This is a genomic window from Gemmata sp. (assembly GCF_051859125.1).
Taxonomy (GTDB): domain Bacteria; phylum Planctomycetota; class Planctomycetia; order Gemmatales; family Gemmataceae; genus Gemmata.
Genome location: NZ_JBHYGG010000099.1, coordinates 1 through 12,888, shown reverse-complemented (window position 1 = coordinate 12,888; position 12,888 = coordinate 1). Strand labels below are relative to the sequence as shown.

At 68.2% G+C, this 12,888-nt stretch carries 13 protein-coding genes; 12 read left to right on the top strand and 1 reads right to left on the bottom strand.

Annotated elements, in window-relative coordinates; genetic code table 11:
* The first annotated feature begins 384 nt into the window (after window positions 1-384).
* From ACTIGN_RS10710 to ACTIGN_RS10670, 9 genes are all read left to right on the top strand, one after another.
* Window positions 385-768, top strand: a complete 384-nt coding sequence (locus tag ACTIGN_RS10710) for a hypothetical protein (protein ID WP_439623622.1) — start codon at window positions 385-387, stop codon at window positions 766-768.
* Between the two features lie 166 nt (window positions 769-934).
* Window positions 935-1,753 (top strand): transglutaminase-like domain-containing protein, encoded by an 819-nt coding sequence (locus ACTIGN_RS10705; protein WP_439623620.1) that lies wholly within the window; start codon window positions 935-937, stop codon window positions 1,751-1,753.
* A gap of 471 nt (window positions 1,754-2,224) precedes the next feature.
* The gene (locus ACTIGN_RS10700) at window positions 2,225-3,826 is read left to right on the top strand and encodes a hypothetical protein (RefSeq protein ID WP_439623618.1); all 1,602 of its coding nucleotides are present in this window, start codon (window positions 2,225-2,227) and stop codon (window positions 3,824-3,826) included.
* Between the two features lie 109 nt (window positions 3,827-3,935).
* Window positions 3,936-5,126, top strand: coding sequence for an acyl-CoA dehydrogenase family protein (locus ACTIGN_RS10695; protein ID WP_439623616.1), 1,191 nt, complete (start codon window positions 3,936-3,938; stop codon window positions 5,124-5,126).
* 211 nt (window positions 5,127-5,337) lie between these two features.
* Complete coding sequence (locus ACTIGN_RS10690; protein ID WP_439623614.1) at window positions 5,338-5,841, top strand: hypothetical protein; 504 nt, start codon at window positions 5,338-5,340, stop codon at window positions 5,839-5,841.
* Between the two features lie 152 nt (window positions 5,842-5,993).
* A complete protein-coding gene (locus tag ACTIGN_RS10685) occupies window positions 5,994-7,277 on the top strand; it encodes a dihydroorotase (protein WP_439623612.1) in 1,284 nt (427 codons plus the stop codon).
* 42 nt (window positions 7,278-7,319) lie between these two features.
* Window positions 7,320-7,982, top strand: coding sequence for a hypothetical protein (locus ACTIGN_RS10680; protein ID WP_439623610.1), 663 nt, complete (start codon window positions 7,320-7,322; stop codon window positions 7,980-7,982).
* Window positions 7,983-8,078: 96 nt separating this feature from the next.
* Window positions 8,079-8,879, top strand: a complete 801-nt coding sequence (locus tag ACTIGN_RS10675) for a hypothetical protein (protein ID WP_439623608.1) — start codon at window positions 8,079-8,081, stop codon at window positions 8,877-8,879.
* 261 nt (window positions 8,880-9,140) lie between these two features.
* Complete coding sequence (locus ACTIGN_RS10670) at window positions 9,141-9,638, top strand: GNAT family N-acetyltransferase (RefSeq protein ID WP_439623606.1); 498 nt, start codon at window positions 9,141-9,143, stop codon at window positions 9,636-9,638.
* Here ACTIGN_RS10670 and ACTIGN_RS10665 read toward each other — a convergent pair.
* Window positions 9,589-10,362: a HisA/HisF-related TIM barrel protein gene (locus ACTIGN_RS10665; protein WP_439623604.1), complete on the bottom strand. Its 774-nt coding sequence runs from the start codon at window positions 10,360-10,362 to the stop codon at window positions 9,589-9,591. The two genes, ACTIGN_RS10670 and ACTIGN_RS10665, sit on opposite strands and share 50 nt — an antisense overlap.
* Before the next feature lie 270 nt (window positions 10,363-10,632).
* On the opposite strand from ACTIGN_RS10665, the gene rpsB reads away from it, so the two are divergent.
* The 3 genes from rpsB (at window position 10,633) to rpsT (ending at window position 12,862) form a co-directional block, all read left to right on the top strand.
* The gene (gene rpsB / locus ACTIGN_RS10660; RefSeq protein ID WP_439623603.1) at window positions 10,633-11,517 is read left to right on the top strand and encodes a 30S ribosomal protein S2; all 885 of its coding nucleotides are present in this window, start codon (window positions 10,633-10,635) and stop codon (window positions 11,515-11,517) included.
* A gap of 110 nt (window positions 11,518-11,627) precedes the next feature.
* A complete protein-coding gene (gene tsf, locus ACTIGN_RS10655; RefSeq protein WP_439623601.1) occupies window positions 11,628-12,491 on the top strand; it encodes a translation elongation factor Ts in 864 nt (287 codons plus the stop codon).
* A 74-nt stretch (window positions 12,492-12,565) separates the two neighbouring features.
* Entirely contained in the window at window positions 12,566-12,862 is a 297-nt protein-coding gene (gene rpsT, locus ACTIGN_RS10650) for a 30S ribosomal protein S20 (RefSeq protein ID WP_439623599.1), read from the top strand.
* The last annotated feature ends 26 nt before the right edge of the window (window positions 12,863-12,888 follow it).

Below are 12,888 nucleotides of genomic sequence, written 5' to 3'. Positions count from 1 at the left end.
CATGATCCACCGGATGCTCCGAAGCCTTCACCCGAACCCGTAGGTTTCAAAACACACTCTCAGTGATCACAGCTTGCAGCACCCGTGCGGCCCGCTCGCGGAGTCATTCCACGGGCGACGCTCGGTTGCCCCTGTCGCACTTCACCGGCGTACCCGCGCATCATTCCGGGCCAAACCCGGGAACCACTTGGAAAACGGACCTCGGTTCGATAGTATAAATTTGTTCTACATTCCTGGTGCCTACCACTTCTTCCAGCCCTCCATTCTGGGCGTGGCGGACATCAAGCGTGCAGAGCGGGCGTTCCCGACCCCGCCGACGCGTGATGTTGCCCCCGGCGACCCCGCTCCCTCGGCGCCCCGCACCCACACCACGGACCACACCACATGGCGTCACGTACCGTTGGCCGCCGCGCGCTGCGCGAGCAGAACGATCAGGCCGAGGCCGCCGAGGCGGTCGCCGAGCCCACGGTCAAGAAGGCGCGGGTGCGGAAGGTGGCTGCGGAGAAGCCGGCCAAGGTGAGGGTCGCGGCCACGCCCCGGGTCCGCACTCGGAAGGTCAAGGCCCCGCCCCGGATGGTAGCCCGGTGGGCGGTGTGCGACGCCGCGCTGAAGCGGGTCGCGATGTTCGAGTACAAGGACCGGGCCGGGGCCGACTCGAAGCTCTCGGAGATGCAGGACCTCAAGAAGGGGACGTACGTCCTCCAGCTCGTCAAGGAACTCTACGAGCCGCCCGCGGCCGCCGAGGTCGAGGCGGTCGTCGCCGTCTAGGCACCCGGCCCCATAGAATCAGACCCGGTGCGTGGCCGCTCGCCCCGCGAGCGGGGTCCGGCGGCTCGAGCCGGACCCGCCCCGCACCCCCACCACTTTCAGTTACGACTACCTGTTTCGTGTCGCGGCAACTCCTCTCCGGGGCCGACGAACACCGGAGGGCAACGTGCTCATTAAAGTCGATTGCGAGATCGGGCTCAGCTTCCCGAACCCCGCCACGGTGATCTGGATGCTGTACCTGCACCCGTCGGTGTGGCCGGCGGTGCGGGTCCACGAGCGGTTCGAGGTCGAGCCGGCGGTCCAGGTGTCGGAGTTCTCCGACGTGTACGGGAACCGGTGCGGGCGGGCGTTCGTGCCCGCGGGCCGGCTGACGCTCCGCAACTCCGCCGTCCTAGAGGACAGCGGCCTCCCGGACCCGCAACCGTGGGGCGTCCGGCACCACCCGGTGGAGGAGCTGCCGAACGAGGCGATCCAGTTCCTGCTCGCGAGCCGGTACTGCGAGGTGGACAGCGAGTTGAAGGACTGGGCGTGGGCGCAGTTCGGGCAACTCGCGGCCGGGTGGCCCGTGGTCTGCGCCGTCAACAACTTCGTTCACAACCACGTCCGCTTCGACTACATGATGGCCCGCGCGAACCGGACCGCACTCGACGTGTACCGCGAACGGGTCGGCGTGTGCCGGGACTTCACCCACCTCGCGATCACCCTGCTCCGGTGCCTCAACGTCCCGGCACGGTACTGCACCGGCTACCTCGGGGACATCGGGGTGCCGGCCGACCCGGCCCCGATGGACTTCAGCGCGTGGTTCGAGGTGTACCTCGGGGGCCAGTGGTACGCGGCCGACGCGCGGCACAACGTCCCGCGGATCGGCCGGATCCCGCTCGCCCGCGGCCGCGACGCCGCCGACGTGGCCCTGACCACCGCGTTCGGCGTGAACCGCCTGGAGGCTTTCAACATCGGCACCGTCGAGGTCGCCTCCCTCAACTGACGCGCGCCGCGTTCGAGAAAACGCGAGCACATCGCGAACCCAGCCCCGTGCGGCCGGGTCATATCGGTACAGCCCGCACCCCACGGCGGAAGCGTACAAACCATGTGAATCTGGCACGCGAAAGCGTATGCGGGTTCGACTCCCGCCGCCGCCCACTCACGGGCGGCGTGGCGGAACGGCAGACGCGCCAGACTAAGTTCAACCGCTTCCCGAACTCGTGCGGGCCTGTTTCCGAAACACCGAAGTCAACCCGTACCCCACAGCGAAGGCGTACAAACGTCCCTCATAAGGTGGAGGTCGCAGGGTTCGATTCCCTGCCCGCCCGAATCACCGGGCGGTAGAGCAGTGGTAGCTCGCCAGAACCGTTTTCAAACCGCCTCCCGGACTTGTACGGGTGATTCTTCTCGACCCACGCGGCCGCTCCGGCGGCCGTTTTCATTGGTGCTGTTGCGACCCGAAGGAGGGTGCGTCATGGCTGTCGTCTCGAACCCGGAAGCGGACCTGCGGCTGGGGATGCTCAACTCGCTGCTCACGTGCCCGCACCGGAAGCTCGGCCTCGTCCACCCGCTGCACGCCGACCTCGTGAAGGCCGACCCGCGGTTCTACGTCCGGCTCGCGGCGTGGTACGCCGACCACGGCGACGTCCGCGACCACAAGGAGATGTTCATCGTCACGCTCGTGACGAGCGACTTCCCCGGGCACCGCGACGTCGGGCTTGCGATGCTGCGCGAGCTGCCGCCGTACCAACTCGGCCGCGTCGTCGATTTCATCCACGGCCGCAAGGAGCGGGTGAAGGTGGAGGTCGATGCGCCCCAGGAGGGCGTGCCGGCCGACGCGATGACGCACAAGGTCGAGCGGAAGGCCGGCAAGGGGAAGAAGCCCGGGAAGCCGAAGCTCGCCGCCGGCGGGACGGTCACGCTGACGGACGAGTTCGGGCTGTTCAAGAATGTCCCGCGGTCGCTGAAGACCGAGGTGACCCGCTACCTGCGGGAGCGCGAGGCCGACGACAAGTGGTTCGACGCGACGGCTCTCCAGGCCCGCAAGGCGCTGAAGCGGCTGTACGCGCTGCTCCACGTCAAGCCGGGGCCGCGGGCGCAGGCGGTACTGTTCGACGAAGTTCCGCCGGAAGGCTCGAAGCTCGCCGGGCTCAAGGCGCTCGCCCAGGCCGACGACGCCGACCTCCAGGCGAAGCTGATCGCCGAGCACGACGTGCCGTTCCGCGTCGCCGTCGGTCTGGTGAAGGCCGTCACGCCGGCGGTGCTGAAGGCGCTCGTCGAGCGGATGTCGCCGCAGGAGGTCATCAACAACCTCGACATGCTGCGGAAGCGCGGCGCGTTCGAGGCCGCGGACCTGAAGGCGCGGGTCGAGGCGAAGCTCGACGCCGCCAAGACCGCGACGCGGGTCAGCGCGTTCAAGGCCGAGACGGCCCGCGACGCGGCCCCGCTGCCGGCCGAGGTGAAGGCGAAGCTCGACGCGGTCGCCGACTCGCAGGTGAAGGCCCGCGGGCGGATCGCCCGGCCGACGGCGCTGCTGATCGACAAGTCGGGCTCGATGTCGCAGGCCATCGAGATCGGCAAGCGGCTCGGGTCGCTGCTCGCGGCGGTCGCGGACAAGGAGCTGTTCGTGTACGCGTTCGACTCGATCGCGTACCCGGTCGAGGCGGCCGGCCCGGACCTCGCTTCGTGGGAGAAGGCGCTCACCGGCATCACGGCCGGGGGCAACACCTCGGTCGGGGTCGGCGTCGAGCAACTGCGGCGGAAGAAGCAGTACGTCGAGCAGATCGTCGTCGTCACCGACGAGGGCGAGAACGCGGAGCCGAAGTTCGTCGCCGCGCTCCAGAAGTACCGGGCCGAGATGAGGGCCGACCCGGCGGTGTGCTTCGTCAAGGTGACGGGGGCGAGCACGCAGCTCGAAGACGAGTGCAAGAAGGCCGGGCTCGTGACCGACGCCTACCAGTTCGGCGGCGACTACTACGCGCTGCCGAACCTGGTCCCGCTGCTCGCCCGCCCGAGCAAGCTGGAACTGCTCCAGGAGATCCTGGAGTACCCGCTGCCGCAGCGGCGGGCGGCGTGACGTCCGGCCCCGCCGTCGCGACGGCGGGGCCGGACCGTTATTCACCCTGCGGGATTCCGACTGCGGGTAGAATACCAGCGCACGTCCCTCCCCCGTTCGAGGACCGGCCATGCCCTTCGATCCCGCACGACTTGCCGCCGACGTCGAGGCGTTCTGCCAGGAGGTGCGGCCCGAGGAGGAGCTCGCGTACGCCGAGCGGCGGTTCAACGAGCACGTCGTGCCGCTGGCGAAGAAGCACGACCTCCTCGGCATGAACGTCCGCACCGAGTACGGCGGCCGCGGGGCCGACCCGGTGAGCTACTTCAAGGCGCTCGCCCGCATCGGCCGCGAGGGCACGACGGTCCGCACGTTCTTCTCCGGGCACCTCAGCATCGGCGCGTACCCGATCCAGACGTGGGGCAGCGAGGCGCTCAAGAAGAAGTACCTCCCCGCGGCGGTGCGCGGCGAGAAGGTGCTGGCGTTCGGCCTCACCGAGCCCGAGGCCGGCAGCAACCCGCTGCAGATGACGACTACGTTCGAGAAGCGGGGCGACCACTTCGTCCTCAACGGGATGAAGTACCTCATCTCGAACGGCGGCATCGCGCAGGCGGTCGTGGTGTTCGGGTACGACGCGGGCGTGCCCGAGGGCGACCCGGGCCGCCGCATCTCGGCGTTCGTCGTGGACACCGACGCCAAGGGGTTCGAGGCCGAGAGCTTCTCGCCGAACGCGAAGATGGGGATGCCGACGTCGAACACCGCGATGTTCGAGATGCACGACGTGAGGGTGCCGCTCGAGAACCTGCTCGGCGAACCCGGCGACGGGTTCCGGGTCGCGATGGGGACGCTCGTGAGCGGGCGGCTGAGCGTCGCGGCCGGGTGCCTGGGGGTGATCGAGGACTGCCTCGCCGAAGCGTGCGAGTACGCCAAGGTGCGGAACCAGCACGGCAAGGAGATCGCCCGGCACCAGCTCGTGCAGGAGCACATCGCGCACATCGAGATGGACCGCGTCGCGAGCGAGTCGCTGCTGCTGCGTGCGGCCGAGGCCAAGGGTCGCTCCGAAGCGGCACCCGGCAACAAGGAGCTGCTGCGCGAAGCGGACCTGCTCGCGGCGCAGGCGAAGTTCTTCGCGAGCAACGCAGCGTGGGACGCGGCCGACCGGGCGGTGCAGGTGTGGGGCGGCAAGGGCTGGAGCACGCTGTACCGCCCGGCCCGGCACCTCACCGACGTCCGCGTGTGCCGCATCTACGAGGGGACCGATGAGATCCTGAAGCTCAAGATCGCCGCGGCCGTACTGGGCAAGGAGTGGGAAGCGTTCAAGTAACTCTCGGCGAATGATTGGTGGAACGGGTGCCAAACCTCCCTGCTGCACCAAATACCCCAGAGTTCCCAGGCTACCGGGGTGCCCCTACATTCGACAAACACGGCACAGTCCCACTGCCCAGTCGCGGGACAGTGGGGTACACTGTTCCCACCTGATTGCCCGGGCGCAACGATTGCACAGCCCGGAGTCAGGCGTTTCAGGATGAAGCACCATGACTCGTTTCCTGTTCGCCCTCGCCGCCGCAGCCGGCTTCGCCACGACGGGCACCGCCGCTGACACCCCGGCCACCGCCCCGGCCCCGACGACGGCCCCCGTGGTCACGGGCACGACCGCCCCGCTGATGACCACCTACGCCCCGACCACCTCGACCCGCCGCGGGCTGTTCGGTCGCCTCCGCGGCCGCAGCGCCAGCACCGTGATGTCGTCGAGCCCGGTGATGAGCACCGGCACGGTGGTCCCCACCGCGCCGCCGGCCGCCGCGGTCCCGGCCCCGATGCCGACCCCGGCCCCGAAGACGACCGGCGCGACCACCGGCACCAACCCGGTCGTCGTGGCCGGCGGCAAGACCCCGATGACCGCCGAGAAGGTCACCCCGGCCACGGGCAGCACGATGACCATGACGACCGCGACCGCGACCGAGATGGCCCCGATGCCGGTCAGCACCTCGACCGCGAAGCGGATGGGCCTGATCGCCCGGATGCGCGCCCGCCGCTGAGTTGGTGAGTCGGGTTGAATCAGTGACGCCGGGGGTCGCACGTCGCGGCCACCCGGCGTTTCTCTTTTTGGGAAAGCTCGAAATCGGCAGCCCGAAGTCCGAAAATAGGACGGAGACCTCGTTCGGCTGTCGTGCCCACTCACAAGGTAGTCATGCCCACGATCCTGCTCCGCAACGGCCGCGTCATCGACCCCTCCCAGAACTTCGACGCGGTGGCCGACCTGTGGCTCGCCGACGGGAAGGTGCTCGGCACCGGCCCGCAGGCCCGCACCGCGGACAAGACGATCGACTGCACGGGGCTGATCGTCTCCCCCGGCCTCATCGACATGCATGTTCACCTGCGGGAGCCGGGCCGCGAGGAGGACGAGACGATCGCCACCGGCACCGCGGCGGCCGTTGCGGGGGGCGTCACGTCGGTCGCGTGCATGCCGAACACCGAGCCGCCGATCGACACGCGGATGGCGGCCGAGTTCGTCATTCAGCAGGCGCAGCGGGCCGGCAACTGCAACGTGTTCCCGATCGGTGCGGTGACCAAGAACCGCGACGGCAAGGAACTCGCCGAACTCGGCGGGCTGGTCGAGGGGGGCGCGGTCGCGTTCACCGACGACGGCGCGCCGGTGTACTCGGCCGAGATCATGCGGCGGGCGCTCGAATACTGCAAGATGCTCAACGACCGGGCGGTGCTCGTTCACGCCGAGATTCTCGAACTGACGGTCGGCGGCGTGATGAGTGAGGGGCTGGTGTCGGTGCAACTCGGGCTGCGGGGGATGCCGGCGGTCGCCGAGGACATCATGATCGCCCGCGACATCATGCTCTCGGAACTCACCGGCGGCCGCGTTCACATCCTGCACGTCTCGACGGCCGGCGGCGTCGATCTGATCCGCCAGGGGATCGCGAAGGGCATCCGCGTCAGCGGCGAGGCGTGCCCGCACCACTTCCTGCTCACGGACGAGTCGCTCCGCACGTTCGACAGCAACTACAAGATGTCACCGCCGCTGCGAACGCAGCGCGACGTGGACGCCATTCTCGCCGGCCTGAAGGACGGCACGCTCTCGGTGCTGGCGACCGACCACGCCCCGCACGCACCCGAGAAGAAGGAGCGCGAACTCGACCAGGCTCCGAACGGCATCCTCGGCCTCGAAACGTTCCTCCCGCTGTGCATCTCCCACCTAATCGAGCCGGGTCACCTGAGCTGGCCGCAGATGCTCGAAAAGATGACCATCAACCCCGCGAAGGTGCTCGGCATCGACCGCGGCACGTTGCAACCGGGCCGCCCCGCCGACGTGACGGTGATCGACCCGAAAGCGAAGTGGACGATCAAGAAAGCCGAGTCGAAGTCGAAGAGCCGCAACACCCCATTCGACGGCTGGAAGGTCACCGGCCGCGCCGTGGTCACGATCGTCGGCGGCGACGTGAAGATGAACCTGCTGGGGTGATATGGCGGCGGGTTTACCCGCCGTCTGTTCGGGAGCACATCCATGATCGAAGCGGAGTGGGTCGCGGACGACAAACCTGAAGAGATGCTCGCACTCCGGCGGGGCCGTGCCACCAACAGGAAATACCGACTCTACGCCGTCGCGTGCGCGCGAGACGAGTTAACTCGCGCGCAGAACGGTGAAGAAATGTTCAACTTCGGCGACCCACTTCATGCTCATTCCGAGCTCTTGTACTGGGATGTAGATCACGGGTACGAAGCCGCCATTCGTTCCGCCGAGGCACACGCGGATGAGAGCACGACGCAGATGAGTCACTCGCGTTGGCTCGTTGCATGGCCACCCGAGGGCGAAGATGTTGCATTTGCAACTTTGGGTTACGATCCCGACGGGCTAGTCGCAATCACTCCTGAGCGTGTTGCCGCGACGATTGGGCGTTACCGCACCCACCCCGCCCGGTACCTCCGCGACATCTTCGGCAACCCGTTTCGCCCCGTGACGTCCGATCCCGAATGGCGCACGTCAACGGTCATGGCTCTCGCTCAGCAGATGTACGAGTCGCGCGACTTCGGCGCGATGCCGATCCTCGCCGACGCGCTTCAGGATGTGGGGTGCGACAGCGACGACATTCTCACGCACTGCCGCGACCCGCATCAGGTTCACGTCCGCGGGTGTTGGGTCGTCGATCTGGTGCTGGGCAAGGAGTAGGTGCGGCGGGGCCGGCCCTGCGGCCGAGCCGCACCGTGAGGCGTCTGCTTGGTGTGGTACGAGACCCGTATTGGCCCCACTGGTGGGGGTGACGCGATGACCGAAGTGGAGTGGTTGTCCAGCCGTAAACCCCGCCGGATGCTCGAACATCTCGGTGATCTGAGAAGTGATCGCCGGGCAAGGCTATTCGTGTGCGCGTGCTTTCGGCGAGTCTGGGATCTGCTGACAAATACTCAGAGCCGGGAGTCGGTGGAAGTCCTTGAACGCTTTGTGGACGGATTCGCTGAAGACACCGATCTCAGGGAGTTGTTGATCTCTTCCAACGACTCGCTTTACAACCATCAAGATGTCGTTGCGGAGGCTGAGGGAGATATCGAACGTCGAGACTTCCCGGAAGACTTTGTGGCGAAAGCACGGTATGCAGAAGCCCTGAGAGACTTATCGCTTGCGCAAGGGCTCGTTTTCATCGCTGAGAATCAGGTACAAGCCTGGGAAGCGGCGTCTTGCGTCGCGTCTGGTATAGGATGGTCTGCCGAGGCGAGCATTTATGGTTCCGCGTCACCAGATAGTGGATCCTCGGAACTCGCCTGTGACAGTGCGATAGCACAAGATCAGGCAATGGCATTCGAGAGTGAGCAGCAAGCGGAACTCCTACGCGACATCTTCGGCAACCCGTTTCGCCCCGTGACGTTCGATCCCGAATGGCGCACGTCAACGGTCATGGCTCTCGCTCAGCAGATGTACGAGTCGCGCGACTTCGGCGCGATGCCGATTCTCGCCGACGCGCTGCAAGACGCGGGGTGCGACAGCGACGACATCCTCTCGCACTGCCGCGACCCGCAGCAGGTTCACGTCCGCGGGTGCTGGGTCGTCGATCTGGTGCTGGGCAAGGCGTAGGGTGGGTCGGGGCAGCCCTGCGGCCGAGCCGCACCACACCACGCGGATCGCACTGCCCGCCGGACGCCACATCGCCCCGAACGTCTCGGACTGCTCACCACCCGCCTCCCGCCCCGATCGTGCGATGGCCGCCGCGGGCCGCCCAGCGCCGCCCTCCGCACAAAGATGTGCGAAACCCTGGCAGTCGCGAGCGCGCTGCGAACTAGAATCTGAGTGAGGCTTTCGCCCCCCGCCACGCCCGCGCTGGGACTCGAGACCGCCATGATCCGATCCGCGACCGTCGACGACGTGCCCACCATTGCCCGCCTCATCCGCGCCCTGGCCGAGTACGAGCGCCTCAGCGACCGCGCCATCTTCGACGAGGAGAAGCTCCGCGAGCACCTCTTCGGCGAGCGGCGGTACGCCGAGGTGCTCCTCGCCGAGCAGGAGGGGAAGGTCGTCGGGTTCGCACTGTACTTCCACAACTACTCGACGTTCCAGGGCAAGCCGGGGCTGTACCTCGAAGACCTGTTCGTGCTCCCGGACTTCCGCGGCAAGGGGGTCGGCAAGTCGCTCCTGGTCGCGCTCGCGAAGCTCGCCGTCGAGCGCGGGTGCGGGAGCGTCCGGTGGGTGGTGCTGAAGTGGAACGAGCCGAGCATCCGGTTCTACGAGTCGCTCGGCGCGATGGCGATGAACGAGTGGACCGAGTACCGGCTGCTCGGCGACCCGCTCAAGAAGGTGGCGGCCCTTGAGGTGGGGCCGCGGGCCGGGGAAGGGTGATCGCGCCGTCGTGCAGGGCAGACGCCACCAGCACGCCGTCCGCACCGGCTGCACCGAGGCGGTCCACGTCGTCCCACGACCGCACGCCGCCGCCGGCGATCAACTCGACCTGCGGGAACGCGCCGCGGATCGCGCCGAGCAACTCTTCCGTCCCGCTGCCGGTCCCCGTGCCGACGCGCGCCAGGTCGAGGACGATCAGCGTGCGGACCCCCATCCCGACCGCGACACGGGCGACGCCGAGCGCGTCGCGCCGGCCGCTGACGCCCCACACGCCCCAGTTCCCGACCAGCTCCCCGGCCCGCAGGTCGATCGAAAACGCCAGGGTCTGCGAGCACGGCGAGAACGTGAAGTCGCGGAGGAAGTCCGGGGTGCGGCACGTCTCGAACCCGACCACGGGCCGCAGGTGCGGCGATGCGGGAAGGTCGATCACGTCGTGCCGCGGGCCGAACCCGGCGTCGAGCCAGACTGGGCCGGTAGCGCCGTCGAGCAACTCCGCGACCGCGGACGACACCCGCCCGCTGCCGGTGATGGCGTCGAGGTCGGCGACGTACAGTTCGGTCGTGCCCGCCGCGGCCCGCAGCGCGGCGGCCACCGCCGCGGGCTCCGTCGACGTGGTGAGCGTGCTAACGACCGGCCTGTAGCCCTCGCGGCGGCCGGCGACCGCACGGACAACCACGCCGCCCTTCACGTCGAGGACCGGTACGAGCCGGGGCGCGTTGGCCATGACGGGAGCGTCCTTGTCACGGGGGAGAGTTACGGTTCAACGTCCGAACCCGGGGCCGGTTGGGCAACCCTCCCGCGGCGGTCGAACTGTGAACCGCCGGACCCGAAACTCGAAACTGTCGAAGTGGGTTGGCCGTTGGACGGCCGGAAGTTATACTAGACGGCTTCTCGCCCCAGAAACCGGGTTGGGGGCGTTTCCCCGTTCGTACCGGAGGGTTGGCCCCATCATGCAACCGATGCGCGTGATCGCCGAGTCCTCGAAGGAGGCGTCGTGGCTCTCGTAGACGTCAAAGTCCTGCTGGAAGCGGGCGTCCATTACGGCCACCGGGCCAGCAAGTGGAACCCCAAGATGCGGCCGTACATCTACGGCAAGCGCAACCTCATTCACATCATCGACCTCCGGGAAACCGTCCGCGGGCTGCTCCGCGCGTACAAGTACCTGTCGCAGGTCGTAAGTCGCGGCGGGCTGGTGATGTTCGTCGGCACCAAGCGGCAGGCGAAGGAGATCGTCGAGCGCGAGGCCAGCCGGGCCGGGATGCCGTTCGTCAGCGAGCGGTGGCTGGGCGGCACGCTCACGAACTACCGCACGATCCGCAACCGGCTGAAGCGGCTCCAGGAACTCGAGTCCATGTGGCTCCCGGCCGGCGCCGACGCCCGCAAGGAAGACCTGAACAACTACATCGCCGGCCTGATGACCGAGGCGGGCAAGCTCGACCCGGCCCTCGCGCCGGACACGTCGGACATCCGCACGCACTCCAAGAAGATGATCTCGACCCTGAGCCGCGAACTCCTGAAGATTCGCCGGAACCTCATGGGCATCCGCGACATGGTCAAGCTCCCCGACGCGCTCGTCATCGTCGGCCCGAACAAGGAGCACATCGCGGTCAAGGAGGCGAAGCGGATGGGCGTGACCACGATCGCCCTCATCGACACCGACAGCGACCCGGACCCCGTGGACCTGCCGATCCCGGGCAACGACGACAGCATCCGGTCGATCGAGGTCGTCATGGCCAAGCTGGCCGACGCCTGCCTCGAGGGCCGCGCGTCGCTCCCGCCCGAGCAGCAGCACATGATCAAGCCCCGCACCCCGGCCGCGCGGCCGGCCCCCGCGGCGGCCCCGGAGTCGAACCCGGCCCCCGCGGCACCTGTCAGCTAATAAGTAGTGGTCGGAGGGCAGTGGACAGTGAAGCGAACGGCCGCGGGCGCGGGCCCGCCGGCCTTCTCCCGTCCGCTCCCCACTGACCACTGTCCACTCTGAGGAGAGACATGAGCACCGCCGTTACCCCGCAGATGGTCAAGCAGCTCCGCGACCGCACCGACCAGCCGATGGGGCTGTGCAAGCAGGCGCTCGACCAGAACGCCGGCGACATGGAGAAGGCCGTCGACTGGCTCCGCAGCCAGAACAAGAACATGGGCGTGAAGCGGGAGGCGAACGAGACCGCCGAGGGCCGCATCGGCGTGTACTACGACAACGCCGCCCGGGTCGCCGCGGTCGTCGAGCTGCGGTGCGAGAGCGCCCCGTCGGCCAAGAGCGACCAGTTCGTCGCCCTGGCCAACGACGTCGCCAAGCACGTCGCCACGAGCAAGGCCGCCGACGTGGCCGCCACCATCGTCGAGCCCCTCGCCGGCGGGAAGGGCACCGTCCTCGACCGCATCAACGACGTCGTCGGCGTGATCCGCGAGAAGATGGTCCTCCACAAGTTCCAGCGGCTCGCCGGCGGCGTCTACGGCGGGTACGTCCACCACGACGGCACCGTCGGGGTGCTCGTGGAGTGCAAGGGCGCGGCCGCCAACGACGAGGTCGTCCGCGACGTGGCCGCCCACATCGCCGCCCTCAACCCCCCCTACGCCACCACGGCCGACGTGCCCGTCGACGTGCTGGAGAAGGAGAAGGGGCTGGTCAAGGCCGACATGGAGGCCGACCCGAAGAACGCCGGAAAGCCGGCCAACATCCTCGAGAAGATCGCCGAGGGCAAGATCCGCACCAAGCTCGCCGAGATCGTGCTGAGCGAGCAGCAGATGGCCAACGAGATGAAGTACCCCAAGACGACCGTCGCCGCGGCCCTCAAGAAGGCCGGGCTCGAGCCGGTGAAGTTCGTCCGGTTCAAGGTCGGGGCCGTCGCACTGTGATTCGAAGTCCTCCCGTCGCGACGGGAGGGCTTGAACCCGTACCACCCACTACCCGTCGATAGCGAACACGAGACATGCCACACACTCCCAGCGCCTGGAAGCGGCTCCGCAAGTCGGAGACCCGCCGCAAGCAGAACCGGACCGCGGCCAAGAAGATCCGGCTCCAGCGCCGCAAGGTCGCGGACGCGATCAAGGGCACCGACGCCGCGGCGGTCGTGACCGAGGTCAAGGCCACCCAAGCGGTCCTCGACCGCGCGGCCTCCAAGGGGTACATCCACCCCAACAAGGCCGCCCGGCTCAAGTCCCGCCTCGTCAAGCGCCAGCGGGCCGCGGCCGCCGCGCCTCCCAAGGCCGAGACGACGAAGAAGTGATTGCTCTTGGCGAGCCGGGAGCGTCA

Bases quoted from the DNA above. Each gene is read 5' to 3' on its own strand.
- ACTIGN_RS10710 (WP_439623622.1), top strand. From the start codon at position 385: ATGGCGTCACGTACCGTTGGCCGCCGCGCGCTGCGCGAGCAGAACGAT.
- ACTIGN_RS10700 (WP_439623618.1), top strand. From the start codon at position 2,225: ATGGCTGTCGTCTCGAACCCGGAAGCGGACCTGCGGCTGGGGATGCTC.
- ACTIGN_RS10695 (WP_439623616.1), top strand. From the start codon at position 3,936: ATGCCCTTCGATCCCGCACGACTTGCCGCCGACGTCGAGGCGTTCTGC.
- ACTIGN_RS10690 (WP_439623614.1), top strand. From the start codon at position 5,338: ATGACTCGTTTCCTGTTCGCCCTCGCCGCCGCAGCCGGCTTCGCCACG.
- ACTIGN_RS10685 (WP_439623612.1), top strand. From the start codon at position 5,994: ATGCCCACGATCCTGCTCCGCAACGGCCGCGTCATCGACCCCTCCCAG.
- ACTIGN_RS10680 (WP_439623610.1), top strand. From the start codon at position 7,320: ATGATCGAAGCGGAGTGGGTCGCGGACGACAAACCTGAAGAGATGCTC.
- ACTIGN_RS10675 (WP_439623608.1), top strand. From the start codon at position 8,079: ATGACCGAAGTGGAGTGGTTGTCCAGCCGTAAACCCCGCCGGATGCTC.
- ACTIGN_RS10670 (WP_439623606.1), top strand. From the start codon at position 9,141: ATGATCCGATCCGCGACCGTCGACGACGTGCCCACCATTGCCCGCCTC.
- ACTIGN_RS10665 (WP_439623604.1), bottom strand. From the start codon at position 10,362: ATGGCCAACGCGCCCCGGCTCGTACCGGTCCTCGACGTGAAGGGCGGC.
- tsf (WP_439623601.1), top strand. From the start codon at position 11,628: ATGAGCACCGCCGTTACCCCGCAGATGGTCAAGCAGCTCCGCGACCGC.
- rpsT (WP_439623599.1), top strand. From the start codon at position 12,566: ATGCCACACACTCCCAGCGCCTGGAAGCGGCTCCGCAAGTCGGAGACC.